The organism is Actibacterium sp. MT2.3-13A (assembly GCF_018139985.1).
In the GTDB taxonomy this organism is placed as follows: Bacteria; Pseudomonadota; Alphaproteobacteria; order Rhodobacterales; family Rhodobacteraceae; genus JAGSOU01.
Window position 1 is genome coordinate 22,456 of record NZ_JAGSOU010000005.1, and the last position, 15,929, is coordinate 38,384.

Sequence of the window (15,929 nt, forward strand, 5' to 3'; positions counted from 1 at the left end):
CGATACGACCGCGATACTGATGTTGCCTTGTAAAAGGCCGTGACCCGCGCAGAGGAGGCGCGGCGTCGCAGTTCACATCACGGGAGGATATTCATGTCCAATTCGAAATTCACACGTCGCGGCGTGCTGAAGACCGGGGCCGTTACCGGCGCCGGTCTTGCGCTGCCGACCATCTTCACCGCGTCCTCGGCCTCGGCGTTCACCAACGAGCCCACCGGGGCGTCGGTGACGCTGGGCTTCAACGTGCCCCAGACCGGCCCCTATGCCGACGAAGGCGCCGACGAGCTGCGCGCCTATGAGCTGGCGGTGGAGCACCTGAACGGCGGCGGCGACGGCGGGATGATGAACACCTTCTCGTCGAAGGCGCTGCAGGGCAACGGCATCCTGGGCAAGAAGGTGGAATACGTCACCGGCGACACCCAGACCAAGTCGGACGCCGCCCGCGCCTCGGCCAAGTCGATGATCGAGAAGGACGGCGCCATCATGATCACCGGCGGCTCGTCCTCGGGCGTGGCCGTCGCCGTGCAGGGCCTGTGCCAGGAGGCCGGCGTGATCTTCATGGCCGGTCTGACCCATTCCAACGACACCACCGGCAAGGACAAGAAGGCCAACGGCTTCCGCCACTTCTTCAACGCCTACATGTCGGGCGCCGCGCTGGCGCCGGTGCTGGCCAAGATGTACGGCAATGACCGCAAGGCCTATCACCTGACCGCCGACTACACCTGGGGCTGGACCCAGGAGGAGTCGATCGTGGCCGCCACCGAGGCGCTGGGCTGGACCACCGTGAACACGGTCAAGACGCCGCTCGCCCAGACCGACTTCTCGGCCTACATCACCCCGATCCTGCAGACCGACGCCGACGTGCTGGTGCTCAACCACTACGGCGGCAACATGGTGAACTCGCTGACCAACGCGGTGCAGTTCGGCCTGCGCGACCGGATCGTGAACGGCAAGCAGTTCGAGATCGTCGTGCCGCTCTACTCGCGCCTGATGGCGCGCGGCGCCGGCGAGAACGTGAAGGGCATCTTCGGCTCGACCAACTGGCACTGGTCGCTGCAGGACGCGGGCTCGCAGGCCTTCGTGAAGTCCTTCGGCACCAAATACGGCTTCCCGCCGAGCCAGGCCGCGCACACCTGCTATGTGCAGACGCTGCTCTATGCCGATGCCGTGGAGCGCGCCGGCAGCTTCAACCCCTGCGCCGTGGCAGAGGCGCTGGAGGGCTACGACTTCGACGGTCTGGGCAACGGCCCGACCCATTACCGCGCCGCCGACCACCAGTGCTTCAAGGACGTGCTGGTCGTGCGCGGGAAGGAGAACCCGACCTCCGAGTTCGACCTTCTGGAAGTCGTGGAAGTCACCCCGCGCGCCCAGGTCGAATACGCCCCCGATCACCCGATGTTCGCGGGCGGCTCGCTGGGCACCTGCAACCCGGGCGCGTGATCTGAGTCACTCCCGGCCGGCCGCGCCCTCGCGCGCGGCCGGCTTTTCGGCCTTTACTGCCCGGTCACGCCCGGCGCAGGCCACCAATCCAATGCTGCATGGGTGGGGATAATGGACGCGATCCTACTGCAAATTCTAAACGGTCTGGACAAGGGCTCGGCCTACGCGCTGATCGCCCTCGGACTGACGCTCATCTTCGGCACGCTGGGCGTGGTGAACTTCGCGCATGGCGCGCTGTTCATGATCGGCGCCTTCTGCGCCGTCACGCTGTCGAAGTTCCTGACGCTCAGCTTCGAGACCGTCGACCCGACCAAGACCGACTTCCTCGGCCAGCCGCTGAAGGTGAAGACCCCCTATGTCGAGGCCTGGTTCGGCCCCGACTTCGGCGGCGCGCTCATCGACTGGGCGGTGCCGCTGTCCATCCTCTTCGCCATCCCCGTCATGATCACCGTGGGCTTCGTGATGGAGCGCGGCCTGATCAAGCATTTCTACAAGCGCCCGCATGCCGACCAGATCCTGGTGACCTTCGGCCTGGCGATCGTGTTGCAAGAGATCATCAAGCAGGTCTACGGCGCCAACCCTATCCCGACCCCCGCGCCCGACGCGTTCCGCGGTTCGTTCGATTTCGGGGTGCTGCTGGGCTTCGACCCGAGCGTGATCATCTACCCATACTGGCGGCTGGTCTATTTCCTGTTCGCCGCCGTCATCATCGGCGCGGTCTTCGCCTTCCTGCAGTTCACCACCTTCGGCATGGTTGTGCGCGCCGGCATGGCCGACCGCGAGACCGTGGGGCTGCTGGGCATCAACATCGACCGCCGCTTCACCATCATGTTCGGCATCGCCGCCGCCGTGGCGGGGCTGGCCGGCGTGATGTACACGCCGATCAACTCGCCCAACTACCATATGGGCATGGATTTCCTCGTGCTCAGCTTCGTGGTGGTCGTGGTCGGCGGCATGGGCAGCCTGCCCGGCGCCGTGGCCGCGGGCTTCCTGCTCGGCATTCTCGAAAGCTTTGCCTCGATGAACGAGATCAAGTCGCTCATTCCCGGCATCGACCAGATCATCATCTACCTGGTGGCGATTGTAATCCTGCTCACCCGCCCGCGCGGGCTCATGGGCCGCAAAGGCGTGATGGAGGACTAATTCATGCTCGGTCTCGACAAGAAAGACTGGACCCTTCTGCTGATCGTGGCGGTGCTGGCCCTGGCCGCGCCCTTCATCCTGAACCCATTCCCGGCCGGCAGCGAACTGGCGCAGTTCAACGCAGGCTATCCCGACCTGATGCAGCGCTTCGCGATATTCGGGATCTTCGCCATCGGCTTCAACATCCTGTTCGGCCTGACCGGCTACCTCTCTTTCGGCCACGCGGCCTTCCTCGGGGTGGGGTCCTACTCGGCGGTGTGGATGTTCAAGCTGCTGAGCATGAACGTGGTGCCAGCGATCCTGCTGTCGATGGTGGTGGCGGCGCTGTTCTCGCTGCTGATCGGCTTCGTGTCGCTGCGCCGCTCGGGCATCTATTTCTCGATCCTGACGCTGGCCTTCGCGCAGATGTCGTTCAACCTGGCCTATTCGGTGCTGACCCCGATCACCAACGGCGAGACCGGCCTGCAACTGACGCTGGACGACCCCCGCATCCTCGGCGCCTCGGCGACCGCGGACGGCTCGATCCCGGTGACCAACCTGTTCGGCCTGGAGATGCGCTCCACGTTCGAGCTGGAGATCGGCGCCTGGCTGTTCCAGTTCAACGCCGGCTACTACCTCTGCGCGGTGATCATGCTGCTGGCCTTCTACGCCGCGATGCGGATCTTCCGCTCGCCCTTCGGCATCATGCTGCGCGCGGTCAAGTCGAACCAGCAGCGCATGACCTACACCGGCCTGAACCCGCGGCCCTACACGCTCGCCGCCTTCGTGATCTCGGGCATGTATGCCGGTCTCGCCGGCGGCCTGATGGCCTCGATGGACCCGCTGGCGGGCGCCGAGCGGATGCAGTGGACGGCAAGCGGCGAGGTGGTTCTGATGACGATCCTCGGCGGCGCCGGCACCCTGCTGGGGCCGGTGCTGGGCGCGGGCTTCATCAAGTATTTCGAGAACATCTTCTCGAAGATCAACGACAACGTCCTGCATGGCTGGTTCTCCTTCCTGCCCGACGGGCTGGAGGATCTGCTGGTGAGCATCGTGCACCCCTTCGTCGGCAAGGGCTGGCACCTGACGCTGGGCATCCTGTTCATGCTGGTGGTGATCTTCCTGCCCGGCGGCCTGATCGAGGGCGGCCAGCGCATCGTGCGGCTGTTCCGCAAGAAGAAGGCGCCCAGGGGCGAGGATGCCGATCATCACCCCAAAGAAACGCCCCATGTGGCCGAGTGAGGAGGACGCACAGATGGGAATTCTTGAAGTCAAGGGCGTCAACAAGCGCTTCGGCGGCCTCCAGGCGCTGGGGGATGTGAACCTCAGCGTGCAGGAGAACACCGTGCACGCCATCATCGGGCCGAACGGCGCGGGCAAGTCCACCCTGCTCAACTGCCTGGTGGGCAAGCTGATCCCCGACACCGGCTCGGTGATGTTCGACGGTCAAAGCGTGCTGGGGCGCAAGCCGCACGAGATCAACCAGATGGGCATCTCCCGCGTGTTCCAGACGCCCGAGATCTTCGGCGACCTGACGGTGCTGGAAAACGTGCTCATCCCCTGCTTCGCGCGGCGCGACGGCGCCTTCCGCATGCACGCCTTCGAGACCGTCGCCAATGAGGCCGAGATGATCGAAAAGGCCATGACCATGCTCGAGGACGTGAACATGGCCGACAAGCGGCACATGCACTCTGCCTCGATGTCGCGCGGCGACAAGCGGCGGCTGGAAATGGCCATGTGCCTGGTGCAGGAACCCAAGCTGCTGCTGCTCGACGAGCCCACCGCCGGCATGGCCCGCGCCGACACCAACAACACGATCGACCTGCTCAAGGAGATCAAGGCGAAGCGCGACATCACCATGGCAATCATCGAGCACGACATGCATGTGGTGTTCTCGCTTGCCGACCGGATCACGGTCTTGGCCCAGGGCACGCCGCTGGTCGAGGATACGCCGGAAAACATCAAGGGCCACCCCAAGGTGCGCGAAGCCTATCTGGGCGAAAGCGCGTAAGGAGCCGATGCCATGAACGTCAAACCCGACTTCTCCAAGCACGCCAACCAGGCGGCCACCGCCCCGGCCTTCCTGTCGGTCTGGGACGTGCACGCCTATTACGGCGAAAGCTACATCGTGCAGGGCGTCTCCTTCAACGTGCACGAGGGCGAGATCCTGGCGCTTCTGGGCCGCAACGGCGCGGGCAAGACCTCGACGCTGCGCGCCATCGCCCGGCTCGACAGCCCGCAGGTGACCTATGGCGAGATCTGGCTCGACCACCAGCCGCTGCACAACATGACCTCCTACCAGGCGGCCTCGGTGGGCATGGGCCTGGTGCCCGAGGACCGGCGCATCATCCCCGGTCTCACGGTCGAGGAGAACCTCCAGCTCGCCCAGATCGCGCCGCCCGTCGGCTGGTCGCTGGAGCGCCTCTACGAACTCTTCCCGCGTCTCGGCGAACGCCGCAAGCAGGAGGGCGTGACCCTCTCGGGCGGCGAGCAGCAGATGCTGGCCATCGCCCGGGCGCTGGCGCGCGACATCAAGGTGCTGCTGCTCGACGAGCCCTACGAGGGCCTCGCCCCGGTGATCGTGGACGAGATCGAGAAGACCCTCATCCACATCAAGGAACAGGGCATCACCACGGTGATCGTCGAACAGAACGCCGTGCGCGCGCTGGAACTGGCCGACCGTGCGGTCATCCTCGACACAGGTTCGATCGTCTTCGACGGCACCGCCGCAGAAGTGCTTGAAAACGAATCTCTCCGCGCAGAGTATCTGGCCATCTGAGCCCGTCCCTGCCTGGGGCCGCCGAAACGCGCGCCCCCGGGCAGGGCATTCCAAGACAGACTTCCAAGGGGGGAGACCCATGACCGATCAGGTTTACGCGCCGAGCGCCGAATTTGCGGCGGCGGCGCATGTTGATGCCGCGAAATATGAGGAGATGTATGCCGCCTCCATCGCCGATCCGGCGGCGTTCTGGGGCGAACAGGGCAAGCGGCTGGACTGGATCAAGCCCTATACGAAGGTCAAGAACACCAGCTTTGACCTCGGCAAGGTCAGCATCAAGTGGTTCGAAGACGGCTCGCTGAACGTCGCCGCCAACTGCATCGACCGCCATCTTGCCACCCGTGGCGAGCAGACCGCGATCATCTGGGAGCCCGACGACCCGGAGGAGGCGGCGAAACACATCACCTACCGCGAACTGCACCGCGAAACCTGCAAGATGGCCAACATCCTGGAGGATCTGGGGGTGCGCAAGGGCGACCGGGTGGTGCTCTACCTGCCGATGGTCCCCGAGGCCGCCTATGCGATGCTGGCCTGCGCGCGCATCGGCGCGATCCATTCGGTGGTCTTCGCCGGCTTCTCGCCCGACGCGCTGGCGGCCAGAATCAACGGCGCCGATGCCAAGCTGGTGATCACCGCCGACCACGCCCCGCGCGGCGGCCGCCAGACGGCGCTGAAGGCGAACACCGACGCGGCCCTGCTGCACTGCAAGGACAGCGTGAAATGCCTGGTGGTCAAGCGCACCGGCGGCCAGACCACCTGGATCGACGGGCGCGATTTCGACTACAACGAGATGCGGCTGGAGGCGGACGAGGTCTCGACCCCGGTCGAGATGAACGCCGAGGACCCGCTGTTCATCCTTTACACCTCCGGCTCCACCGGCCAGCCCAAGGGCGTGGTGCACAGCTCGGGCGGTTACCTGCTCTATGCCGCGATGACCCATGAATATGTCTTCGACTACCACGACGGCGACATCTTCTGGTGCTCGGCGGACGTGGGCTGGGTGACGGGCCACAGCTACATCGTCTACGGGCCGCTGGCCAACGGCGCGACCACGCTGATGTTCGAGGGCGTGCCGACCTGGCCCGACGCCGGGCGTTTCTGGGCGGTGTGCGAGAAGCACGGGGTGAACCAGTTCTACACCGCGCCGACCGCGATCCGCGCGCTGATGGGCCAGGGCCCGGAATGGGTGGAGAAATACGACCTGAGCGCACTCAAGGTTCTGGGCACGGTGGGCGAGCCGATCAACCCCGAGGCCTGGAACTGGTACAACACCCATGTCGGCAAGGGCCGCTGCCCGATCGTCGACACCTGGTGGCAGACCGAGACCGGCGGCCACCTGATCACGCCGCTGCCGGGCGCGACGCCGACCAAGCCGGGCTCTGCCACCAAGCCCTTCTTCGGGGTGCAGCCGGTGGTGCTCGACGCCCACACGGGCGCCGAGATCGACAGCACCGCGGCCGAGGGCGTCCTGGCGCTTAAGGACAGCTGGCCGGGGCAGATGCGCACGGTCTACGGCGATCACGAACGCTTCGAGAAGACCTATTTCGCCGATTACAAGGGCTACTACTTCTCCGGCGACGGCTGCCGGCGCGACGCCGACGGCTATTACTGGATCACCGGCCGGGTGGACGACGTGATCAACGTCTCGGGCCACCGGATGGGGACGGCCGAGGTGGAATCGGCGCTGGTGGCGCATCCCAAGGTGGCCGAGGCCGCGGTGGTGGGTTACCCGCACGCGATCAAGGGCCAGGGCATCTACTGCTACGTCACGCTGATGAACGGCGTGGCGCCCAGCGACGAGCTGCGCGCCGAGCTGCGCAACTGGGTCCGCTCCGAGATCGGCCCGATCGCCAGCCCCGACCTGATCCAGTGGGCTCCGGGCCTGCCCAAGACCCGCTCCGGCAAGATCATGCGCCGCATCCTGCGGAAGATCGCCGAGAACGACTACGGCGCGCTGGGCGACACCTCCACCCTCGCCGATCCCACCGTCGTGGACGACCTGATCGAAAACCGCATGAACAAGGTTTGACGCTCCCCGAAGGCGGCCCCGCGGGGCCGCCCTCCTGCGGGCCGGCCTTGCGCCGGCCCTTTTCTTTTTCGGAGAGGCCGAAAACCGCGGCCGGAGGGGCCGGTGCGCTGATCAGGCATCCCGCCTGCCCTTGTCACTGCCCCTCTCCACAAGCGCCCGCCCCAAAGAAAAGCGCCCGCCCTCACCGGACGGGCGCCAACCCCTGTCACGAATGGCAGTCGCCTGTCTCAGCAACCCGGCGGCGTCACCGTGGCCATCTCGCTGATCTCGGCCACGCCGGGCTCGCATTCGCCGATCTCCTCTTCGGTGGCGCAGGCGGTCAGCACGCTCAGCCCGACCAGGCAGGCGGCGATGCGCAGGGCAGTCTTGACGGTCATCTTCTCTCTCCCTCGTTGCGTGATGGGGTCCGGCCCGCATCCCTCCCGGCGATCTTTGCCAAGGCTTCGCGGCGGGTCAAGCGCGCCGGTTGCGCGACCCGACGTCAGCGGCCGGGGCGGGTTTGATGGATATCAATCCGCGCCCGCCGCCAAGCCGCTATCATGAGCGTGGGAAACCATTCCCCCACACGAGAGAGGAGTCTCGAGATGCGCAAGAATATCCTGATGGCCGCCACTGCCGGCCTGTTCACCCTGGCCGCCTGCAACGGCATGTCCCGCGACGAGGAGATGTTCGTTGGCGCCCTGGCCGGGGCCACCCTCGCCATCATCACCGCCGACGCGCTGGACGCCGACCCCAACTGGGTGGTCGTGGCCGCCCTGACCGGGGCCGCGGTGGGCTCGCTGGTCGCCATCGACCGGCGCAACGACCGCTGCGCCTATGCCCGCGCCGACGGCCGCTACCGCGTCACGCGCTGCCGCTGAACCGGCGGCTTACTGCGCCGTCCAGCCGCCATCTACCGGGATGGCGGTGCCGGTGACGTTATGCGCGATGGGCGCGCAAAGCCACAGCGCCAGCGCCCCGATCTCGGACGGGTCCGAGGTGCGGCGCGAGGGTTGCTTTTCGGCCAGGAGATCGGCGATGCCGGCGTCGCGGTCGCCGCCATGCGCCTTGGCGCGCGCCGCGACCTGCGGCTCGATCAGCGAGGTCTCGGTCCAGCCGGGGCAGATGCAGTTGACGGTGACGCCGCCCTGCGCCTTGGTGCCCGCTGCGGCATATTCCAGCGCCGCCACCCGGCTCAGACCCACCAGGCCGAATTTCGCCGCCACATAGGGCGCCTTCTCGACCGAGGCCACCAGCCCGTGCACCGAGGCGATGTTGATCACCCGCCCGTAGCCGCGCGCGGCCATGCCCGGCAGCGCCGCCTGCATGGTGGCGAAGGCCGCCGACAGGTTCACCGCCAGGATCGCGTCCCATGTAGCGCGCGGCATCTCGGCCAGCGGCGCGGTGTGCTGGATGCCGGCATTGTTGACCAGGATGTCCGGCCCGCCCCAGGCCGCCACCGCCTTCATCAGCCGCGCGGTCTCGTCGGCATCGCGCAGGTCTCCGTGAAAGAACTCCGCCTCCGGCGCGCCGGCCTTTTCCAGATGCGCGCAGGCCTCGCGGATCTCCATGTCGCCGGCGATCCCGTGCACCGCGATACGCGCGCCCGCACCCGCCAGCGCCTCCGCGATGGCCAGCCCGATGCCCTGCACCGAGCCCGTCACCAGCGCCGTCTTCCCAGTCAAGTCGGTCATGTCTCCGTCTCCTCCAACATCTTGCGCAGCTCGGTCTTCAGGACCTTGCCGTAATTGTTCTTGGGCAGTTCGGGCAGCATGACATAGGCCTTGGGCCGCTTGAAGCGCGCGATCTGCGCCAGGCAATGCGCGTCGAGCGCCGCCTCGTCGATCCCGGCGCCCGGCGCCGCCACCAGGAAGGCCACCACCTCCTCGCCCCACTCCGCCGATGGCCGCCCCACCACCGCGGCCTCGCGCACCGAAGGATGGCTCAGCAGCACTTCCTCGACCTCGCGGGGGTAGATGTTGCTGCCGCCCGAGATGATCACGTCCCTGGAACGGTCGACCAGCGTCAGGTAGCCCTCCGCGTCCAGCGTGCCGAGGTCGCCGGTCATCAGCCAGCCGTCCCTCAGCGTCTTCCGCGTGGCCTCCGGCGCCTGCCAGTAGCCCGGCATCACCGGCAGGCCGCGCACCGCGATCTCGCCCACCTCGCCCGGCGGCAGCGCCGCGCCCGCGCCATCGACCACCGCCACGTCCACCACCGATTGTGCCCGCCCGACCGAGGCCAGCCGCGCGCGCCAGCGCGGATGGGCGCGGTCGGCGACCTCGGCGCGGGAAAGCGCGGTGATCGCCATCGGGCATTCGCCCTGGCCGTAGATCTGGACGAAGCGCGGGCCGAACCAGTCCACCGCCTCCTCGATGTCCGCGCGGTACATCGGCCCGCCGCCGTAGACGATGGTCTTGATTCCGGCGCCGCGCTTGCCCGTTGCCCGCGCCGCGTCGGTCAGCCGCCGCACCATGGTCGGGGCCATAAACATCGACAGCGGTCCCAGCCGCTCCGCCAGGTCCAGCACTTCGCCGGCGTCGAAGCCCTGCGACGCCGGGCACAGATGCCGGGCCCCCATCCGCACATGGATCGGCGCATAGAGCCCCGCCCCGTGGCTCATCGGGGCGGCGTAGCAGGCCGCATCCTCGGCGCGCACCTCATCGACGTCGATCGGATAGGACAGCGAAGTCGCCGCCAGCATCCCGTGGGTGATCTGCACCCCCTTGGGCCTGCCCGTCGTGCCCGAGGTGTAGAACAGCCAGGCCAGATCCCCCGGCGCGCGCGGCGCCGGCGCCATGCCCACGCCCGCCGTCATCCCGGCGAAGGCCGCGCCGGTGACATCGACCAGCGGCACGTCGGTCTCCGCGGACAGCGCCGCCCCCGGATCGGGCGTCACGAATCCCAGCTTCGCGCCGCTCGCGGCGATGATCCACGCCGCCTCGCGCGCGTGCAGCTTGGCATTGACCGGCACCGCGGCCGCCCCCGCGAACCAGATTCCATAAAGCGCGACCAGATACTCGGGGCAATTCTTCATGAACAGCGCCACCCGGTCGCCGGGCGCCACGCCGCGTCCAGCCAGCGCCGCGCCCAGCGCGGCCGCGCGCGCGGCGAAGCCGGCATAATCGGCCACCACCCGCTCGCCCAGCATCAGCGCCGGCCGGTCGCCCCGCGCCCCCGCCACCCGCTGCAACCAAAGCGCAAGGTTCATGCCGCCCCTCCTCCCCACAGGCTTTCGCCCAGAACGCCACGGCCCGGCAGCCTTGTCAAACCGCCCCCTTCTTCTTGGCGAAAATACTCGTTCCACGGCCGCCCCCGCGCCCCCGCGCGAGGCCCTCGCGCATCGCGTTTTGAGTATTTGCGCCAAGAAGAAAGGGCGCCCGATCCAGGGGCGCCCTTCCGGTCGGGCCGATGGCGCGGGGCCTATTTCAGCGCCGCGTCGGTGATGGCGTGGGTCCAAGCCCCCTCGGGCTCGCGCGAGATCACCGGGTCCGAGCCGCCCGACAGCAGCGAGGCCACCGTGCGCGCGTAATCCCCCGGGTCGAGCGCGCCGTTCGAGCCGGCGGTCAGCTTTGCCACCTCGCGCATCATGCGCTTCTGGTGCTTCTCCGTCTGGGCGCCGGTCTCGTCATTCTCCAGCACGATCTCGGCGGCCTCGTCGGGGTTCTCCTCGGCCCATTTCCAGCCCTTCATGGAGGCCCGGACGAAGCGCACCAGCTTGTCCACCTCGGCCGGATCGGCCAGTTTCTCCTCAAGAACATAAAGCCCGTCCTCCAGCGTCGCCACGCCCTGGTCCTCGTATTTGAAGGTCACCAGATCGTCGGGGCTGAGCCCCGCGTCGATCACCTGCCAATACTCGTTATAGGTCATGGTCGAGACGCAATCGGCCTGCTTCTGCAGCAGCGGATCGACGTTGAACCCCTGCTTCAGCACGGTCACCCCATCCGCCCCGCCATCGGTGGGGATGCCCAGCTGGCTCATCCAGCTCAGGAAGGGGAACTCGTTGCCGAAGAACCACACGCCCAGCGTCTTGCCCGGGAAATCCTCGGGGCCCTTGATCCCGGTCTCGGCGCGGCAGGTCAGCATCATGCCCGATCTCTTGAAGGGCTGGGCGATATTGACCAGCGGCAGCCCCTTCTCGCGCGCCGCCAGCGCCGAGGGCATCCAGTCGATCACCACATCCGCGGCGCCGCCCGCGACCACTTGGGTGGGCGCGATGTCGGGCCCGCCCGGCTTGATCGTGACATCCAGATCCTCTTCCTCGTAGAACCCCTTGTCGAGGGCCACGTAGTAGCCGGCGAACTGCGCCTGCGTGACCCATTTGAGCTGGAGCGTCAGGTCGTCCGCGGCCTGCGCCCCCCCGGCCATCAGGGTGACGGCCCCGGCCAGCGTCGTCGTTAATAGCTTCCTCATGTCTAGACCTCCATGTTGTCGCCTGGTTCTTATCTGCGTTGCGAGGGGTGCCAGAACGTCACCCCTTTCTCGACGGCCGCGACCGCGCCATAAAAGGCCGACCCGGCGAGGGCCGCCACCGCGATCTCCGCCCAGACCATGTCGAGGCTCAGCCGCCCGACCTCGGTGGAAATGCGGAACCCCATCCCCTTGATGGGCGAGCCGAAGAACTCCGCCACGATCGCGCCGATCAGCGCCAGTGTCGTCGCGATCTTGAGCCCGTTAAAGATGAAGGGCATGGCCGCCGGCAGGCGCAGCTTCAGCAGCGTCTGCCAGTAGCTCGCCGACCAGGTCTTCATCAGGTCGCGCTGCATCGCGCTGGTGTCGGCCAGCCCCTGCACGGTGTTCACGAGGACGGGGAAGAACACCATCACCACGACCACCGCCGCCTTCGACTGCCAGTCGAAACCGAACCACATCACCAGGATCGGCGCGGTGCCGATGATCGGCAGCGCCGCGATGAAATTGCCCACCGGCAACAGCCCGCGCTGCAGAAAGGGAGAGCGGTCGATCAGCACCGCCACCAGCACCGCCGCGCCGCAGCCCATCGCGTAGCCCGACAGCGCCCCCTTCACGAAGGTCTGAACGAAATCCACCCACAGGATGTCCAGCGAGCCCCCGATCCGCGCCGCGATCGCGCTCGGCGGCGGCAGGATCACGCCCGGCACCTCCAGCCCGCGCACCAGCCCCTCCCAGACCACCAGGATGGTGATCCCGAAAATCGCCGGCACGGCCAGCCGCGCCGCCCGCCCGCCCGCATGGCGCGATGCCGCGATCCGCGCGTTGAGCCACCACGCCCCGGCCCAGAAGAGAAGCGCCAGCCCGACCAGGATCATGCCCACGCCCCCTGCTTCGCGAACGCCCTCATCGCGCCATCCCCATCCGCCTCAAGGTGATCCGCTGCGCCAGCCCGATCAGCCCGACCAGGGCCGCCGCCAGCACCGCCGCGCCGATCAGCGCACTCCAGATCTGCACGGTCTGGCCGTAATAGCTCCCGGCCAGCAACCGCGCGCCGAGCCCCCGCACCGCCCCCGTGGGCAGCTCGCCCACGATCGCGCCAACAAGGCTCGCCGCCATCCCCACCTTCAGCGAGGCAAAGAGATAGGGCATCGAGGAGGGCCAGCGCAGCTTCCACAGGGTCTGCACGCTGCTGGCGTTATAGGTCTTCAGCAGGTCAAGCTGCATCGCGTCCGGGCTGCGCAGCCCCTTGACCATGCCCACCACCACCGGAAAGAACGACAGATAGGCCGAGATGAACGCCTTGGGCAGAAGCCCCTGCACCCCGACCGAGTTCAGCACCACGATGATCATCGGCGCGATGGCGAGGATGGGAATGGTCTGCGAGGCGATCGCCCAGGGCATCACGCTCATGTCCATGGCGCGGTTGTGCACGATGCCGATGGCCAGCGCGATCCCCGCAGCGGTGCCGATGGCAAAGCCCAGCAGCGTCGCGCTCAGCGTGATCCCAGCGTGATAGACCAGGCTGCGCTTTGAGGTGATCTTCTTCGCCACGGTGGTGTCCCACAACTCGGCGGCCACCTGGTGCGGCGCGGGTAGCTTGGGGCGCTCCTGGTGCAGGGTGTCGGCCACCACCTCGGCCAGCGACAACTCGACCCCGGCGCGCACCGCCTGGTCGCGCGTCCAGGCCGCATTCATGCCCACGGCCGCAGCGTACCACAGCGCCAGGATCGCGGCGACGATCGTCACGATGGGCAGCACGCCTTTCATGGCCGCGCCTCCGTCGCGAAAGGTTTCACACGAGGGCCATATGGCAAACGCATGCTCCCCTGATCGCGGCTTCCGGCTTCAGTCGTCATAGGCATGCCCCGCCCTCAGCCCCTGGCGCACCCGGTGCGCCACCTCCAGGAATTCCGGCGTGTCGCGGATATCGAGCGGCCTCTCCCTCGGCAAAGGGCTCTCGATCACGTCGGTGATCCGCCCCGGCCGGGGCGACATCACCACGATCTTCGTCGACAGATACACCGCCTCGGGGATGGAGTGGGTGACGAAGCCGATCGTCTTTCCCGTCCGCGCCCAGAGCGCCAGCAACTGCTCGTTCAGATGATCGCGCACGATCTCGTCCAAGGCCCCGAAGGGCTCATCCATCAGCAGGATGTCGGCATCAAAGGCCAGCGCCCGCGCGATGCTCGCCCGCTGCTGCATGCCGCCCGACAGCTGCCAGGGGAACTTCTTGCCAAACCCGGCAAGATCAACGAGTTGCAGCACCTTCTCGACGCGCTCCTGCTGCTCCGCCCTGGAAAAGCCCATGATCTCAAGCGGCAGCCTGACATTGCCCGCGATGCTGCGCCAGGGGTATAGCCCCGCCGCCTGGAACACATAGCCATAGGCCCGGCTGCGCCGCGCCTCGTCCGAGGTCATGCCGTTGACGCTGACTGCGCCCCCGGTGGGGTGCTCCAGCCCCGCGATGACCCTCAGAAAGGTGGTCTTGCCGCAACCCGAGGGGCCGATGAAGCTGACGAAATCGCCCTTTTCGATCTCAAGGTTCACATCCTTAAGCGCCTGCACCGGCCCGTCGCCCGTCTGGAAGGTCAGGTCCAGCCCCCGCGCCGCGATCACCGGCGCGGGCGCGTCCGCGGCGCCATCGGAACAGAGGATTTTCTCCTGCTTCATCAAGACCTCGCCTCACACGCCGCTGGCCGGGATTCCGGTCCGTTCCACCTTGCGCGGCGCGGTCAGCTCCTTCCAGCTGGACAGCGCCCGGTTCACCGCCCCGTTCGGGTCGCGCCGGACAAAGCGGCCGTGGCCCTCCCGGGTGCGGATCTCGCCGTCATGCACGGCCACATGGCCGCGCGTCAGGGTAAACCGCGGCAGCCCCTTCACCGCCTTGCCCTCGAACACGTTGTAGTCGATGGCCGATTGCTGGATGGCGGCGCTGATCACCTTTTCCTTCTCCGGGTCCCAGACCACGATATCGGCATCAGCGCCGACCAGGATCGCGCCCTTCTTCGGGTAGCAGTTCAGGATCTTGGCGATATTGGTCGAGGTCACGGCCACGAATTCGTTCGGCGTCAGCCGACCGGTGCTGACCCCGTGGGTCCAGAGCATCGGCATCCGGTCCTCGAGGCCCCCCGTGCCGTTGGGGATCTTGGTGAAATCGCCCAGGCCGTAGCGCTTCTGCTCGGTGGTGAAGGCGCAGTGATCGGTGGCCACGACCGACAGCGACCCCGACTGCAATCCGGCCCACAGGCTGTCCTGGTGCTGCTTGTTTCGGAAGGGCGGGCTCATCACGCGGCGCGCGGCATGGTCCCAGTCCTTGTCGAAATACTCGCTCTCGTCCAGCGTCAGGTGCTGGATCAGCGGCTCGCCCCAGACGCGCTTGCCCTGCATGCGCGCCCGCCGGATCGCCTCATGCGCCTCCTCGCAGGAGGTGTGCACGACGTAAAGCGGCACGCCCGCCATGTCGGCGATCATGATCGCGCGGTTGGTGGCCTCGCCCTCCACCTGCGGCGGGCGCGAATAGGCATGGGCCTCGGGGCCGTTGTTGCCCTCGGCCAGCAGCTTGGCCGACAGCTCCGCCACCACATCACCGTTCTCGGCATGGACCAGCGGGATCGCCCCTAGTTCGGCGCAACGCTTGAAGGAGGCGAACATCTCGTCGTCGTTGACCATCAGCGCGCCCTTATAGGCCATGAAATGCTTAAAGGTGTTGATCCCCTTCTCGCGCACCACGGTCTCCATCTCGTCGAAGACCTGCTCGCCCCACCAGGTCACCGCCATGTGGAAGGAATAGTCGCAGTTCGCGCGCGTCGACTTGTTGTCCCACATCTGGATGGCATCGAGCAGCCCCTGCCCCGGCGAGGGCAGCGCGAAATCCACCACCATGGTGGTGCCGCCGGCCAGCGCCGCGCGCGTGCCGCTTTCGAAATCGTCCGAACTGTAGGTGCCCATGAAGGGCATCTCCAAATGGGTATGCGGGTCGATCCCGCCGGGCATCACGTAGCAGCCCGTGGCATCCAGCACCTCCGATCCCTTCAGATCCGCGCCGATCCCGACAATCTGGCCGCCCTCGACCAGCACATCGGCCTTGTAGGTCAGATCGGCGGTGACAATCGTCCCGCCCTTGATGACCGTGCTCATATCCATTCTCCCTGTTCCAGAGGGACTCTCCGG

At 67.2% G+C, this 15,929-nt stretch carries 15 protein-coding genes; 7 read left to right on the forward strand and 8 right to left on the reverse strand.

The features are described 5' to 3' along the window. Window positions 1-93 precede the first annotated feature (93 nt). The 6 genes from KCI33_RS06125 to acs all read left to right on the forward strand — a co-directional run bounded on the left by KCI33_RS06125 (window position 94) and on the right by acs (window position 7,370). Complete coding sequence (locus KCI33_RS06125; protein ID WP_212523887.1) at window positions 94-1,440, forward strand: substrate-binding protein; 1,347 nt, start codon at window positions 94-96, stop codon at window positions 1,438-1,440. Window positions 1,441-1,551: 111 nt separating this feature from the next. Next, on the forward strand, window positions 1,552-2,583 hold the full coding sequence (locus KCI33_RS06130; protein ID WP_212523888.1) for a branched-chain amino acid ABC transporter permease: 1,032 nt from the start codon (window positions 1,552-1,554) through the stop codon (window positions 2,581-2,583). 3 nt (window positions 2,584-2,586) lie between these two features. Continuing rightward, window positions 2,587-3,804 (forward strand): branched-chain amino acid ABC transporter permease, encoded by a 1,218-nt coding sequence (locus KCI33_RS06135; RefSeq protein WP_212523889.1) that lies wholly within the window; start codon window positions 2,587-2,589, stop codon window positions 3,802-3,804. A 13-nt stretch (window positions 3,805-3,817) separates the two neighbouring features. Further along, window positions 3,818-4,573, forward strand: coding sequence for an ABC transporter ATP-binding protein (locus KCI33_RS06140; RefSeq protein WP_212523890.1), 756 nt, complete (start codon window positions 3,818-3,820; stop codon window positions 4,571-4,573). A 12-nt stretch (window positions 4,574-4,585) separates the two neighbouring features. Next, window positions 4,586-5,341 (forward strand): ABC transporter ATP-binding protein, encoded by a 756-nt coding sequence (locus tag KCI33_RS06145; protein ID WP_212523891.1) that lies wholly within the window; start codon window positions 4,586-4,588, stop codon window positions 5,339-5,341. Between the two features lie 79 nt (window positions 5,342-5,420). Next, window positions 5,421-7,370 carry an acetate--CoA ligase gene (acs, locus tag KCI33_RS06150; RefSeq protein ID WP_212523892.1) on the forward strand — a complete coding sequence of 650 codons (1,950 nt, stop codon included), beginning with the start codon at window positions 5,421-5,423 and terminating at the stop codon, window positions 7,368-7,370. Window positions 7,371-7,597: 227 nt separating this feature from the next. Here the strand turns inward: acs and KCI33_RS06155 are convergent, their stop codons facing one another. After that, entirely contained in the window at window positions 7,598-7,747 is a 150-nt protein-coding gene (locus KCI33_RS06155) for a hypothetical protein (RefSeq protein ID WP_212523893.1), read from the reverse strand. Window positions 7,748-7,954: 207 nt separating this feature from the next. On the opposite strand from KCI33_RS06155, the gene KCI33_RS06160 reads away from it, so the two are divergent. Beyond that, complete coding sequence (locus KCI33_RS06160) at window positions 7,955-8,230, forward strand: glucose-6-phosphate isomerase (protein WP_212523894.1); 276 nt, start codon at window positions 7,955-7,957, stop codon at window positions 8,228-8,230. Between the two features lie 9 nt (window positions 8,231-8,239). Here KCI33_RS06160 and KCI33_RS06165 read toward each other — a convergent pair whose 3' ends face one another. From KCI33_RS06165 to hydA, 7 genes are all read right to left on the reverse strand, one after another. Further along, on the reverse strand, window positions 8,240-9,043 hold the full coding sequence (locus KCI33_RS06165; RefSeq protein WP_212523895.1) for a 3-hydroxybutyrate dehydrogenase: 804 nt from the start codon (window positions 9,041-9,043) through the stop codon (window positions 8,240-8,242). Next, complete coding sequence (locus KCI33_RS06170) at window positions 9,040-10,557, reverse strand: AMP-binding protein (RefSeq protein ID WP_212523896.1); 1,518 nt, start codon at window positions 10,555-10,557, stop codon at window positions 9,040-9,042. Before KCI33_RS06170 ends, KCI33_RS06165 begins: the two co-directional genes overlap by 4 nt. A 212-nt stretch (window positions 10,558-10,769) precedes the next feature. Next, window positions 10,770-11,759 carry an ABC transporter substrate-binding protein gene (locus KCI33_RS06175; protein ID WP_212523897.1) on the reverse strand — a complete coding sequence of 330 codons (990 nt, stop codon included), beginning with the start codon at window positions 11,757-11,759 and terminating at the stop codon, window positions 10,770-10,772. A 29-nt stretch (window positions 11,760-11,788) separates the two neighbouring features. After that, window positions 11,789-12,634, reverse strand: coding sequence for an ABC transporter permease (locus KCI33_RS06180; RefSeq protein WP_212523898.1), 846 nt, complete (start codon window positions 12,632-12,634; stop codon window positions 11,789-11,791). A gap of 28 nt (window positions 12,635-12,662) precedes the next feature. Then, the gene (locus KCI33_RS06185) at window positions 12,663-13,526 is read right to left on the reverse strand and encodes an ABC transporter permease (protein WP_212523899.1); all 864 of its coding nucleotides are present in this window, start codon (window positions 13,524-13,526) and stop codon (window positions 12,663-12,665) included. 78 nt (window positions 13,527-13,604) lie between these two features. Then, window positions 13,605-14,429 carry an ABC transporter ATP-binding protein gene (locus KCI33_RS06190; protein ID WP_212523900.1) on the reverse strand — a complete coding sequence of 275 codons (825 nt, stop codon included), beginning with the start codon at window positions 14,427-14,429 and terminating at the stop codon, window positions 13,605-13,607. Window positions 14,430-14,441: 12 nt separating this feature from the next. Then, on the reverse strand, window positions 14,442-15,896 hold the full coding sequence (gene hydA / locus KCI33_RS06195; protein ID WP_212523901.1) for a dihydropyrimidinase: 1,455 nt from the start codon (window positions 15,894-15,896) through the stop codon (window positions 14,442-14,444). Window positions 15,897-15,929: the final 33 nt, after the last annotated feature.

Bases quoted from the DNA above. Each gene is read 5' to 3' on its own strand.
- KCI33_RS06185 (WP_212523899.1), bottom strand. From the start codon at position 13,526: ATGAAAGGCGTGCTGCCCATCGTGACGATCGTCGCCGCGATCCTGGCG.
- hydA (WP_212523901.1), bottom strand. From the start codon at position 15,896: ATGAGCACGGTCATCAAGGGCGGGACGATTGTCACCGCCGATCTGACC.
- KCI33_RS06125 (WP_212523887.1), top strand. From the start codon at position 94: ATGTCCAATTCGAAATTCACACGTCGCGGCGTGCTGAAGACCGGGGCC.
- KCI33_RS06180 (WP_212523898.1), bottom strand. From the start codon at position 12,634: ATGATCCTGGTCGGGCTGGCGCTTCTCTTCTGGGCCGGGGCGTGGTGG.
- acs (WP_212523892.1), top strand. From the start codon at position 5,421: ATGACCGATCAGGTTTACGCGCCGAGCGCCGAATTTGCGGCGGCGGCG.
- KCI33_RS06170 (WP_212523896.1), bottom strand. From the start codon at position 10,557: ATGAACCTTGCGCTTTGGTTGCAGCGGGTGGCGGGGGCGCGGGGCGAC.
- KCI33_RS06165 (WP_212523895.1), bottom strand. From the start codon at position 9,043: ATGACCGACTTGACTGGGAAGACGGCGCTGGTGACGGGCTCGGTGCAG.
- KCI33_RS06140 (WP_212523890.1), top strand. From the start codon at position 3,818: ATGGGAATTCTTGAAGTCAAGGGCGTCAACAAGCGCTTCGGCGGCCTC.
- KCI33_RS06135 (WP_212523889.1), top strand. From the start codon at position 2,587: ATGCTCGGTCTCGACAAGAAAGACTGGACCCTTCTGCTGATCGTGGCG.
- KCI33_RS06155 (WP_212523893.1), bottom strand. From the start codon at position 7,747: ATGACCGTCAAGACTGCCCTGCGCATCGCCGCCTGCCTGGTCGGGCTG.
- KCI33_RS06145 (WP_212523891.1), top strand. From the start codon at position 4,586: ATGAACGTCAAACCCGACTTCTCCAAGCACGCCAACCAGGCGGCCACC.
- KCI33_RS06130 (WP_212523888.1), top strand. From the start codon at position 1,552: ATGGACGCGATCCTACTGCAAATTCTAAACGGTCTGGACAAGGGCTCG.
- KCI33_RS06160 (WP_212523894.1), top strand. From the start codon at position 7,955: ATGCGCAAGAATATCCTGATGGCCGCCACTGCCGGCCTGTTCACCCTG.
- KCI33_RS06175 (WP_212523897.1), bottom strand. From the start codon at position 11,759: ATGAGGAAGCTATTAACGACGACGCTGGCCGGGGCCGTCACCCTGATG.
- KCI33_RS06190 (WP_212523900.1), bottom strand. From the start codon at position 14,429: ATGAAGCAGGAGAAAATCCTCTGTTCCGATGGCGCCGCGGACGCGCCC.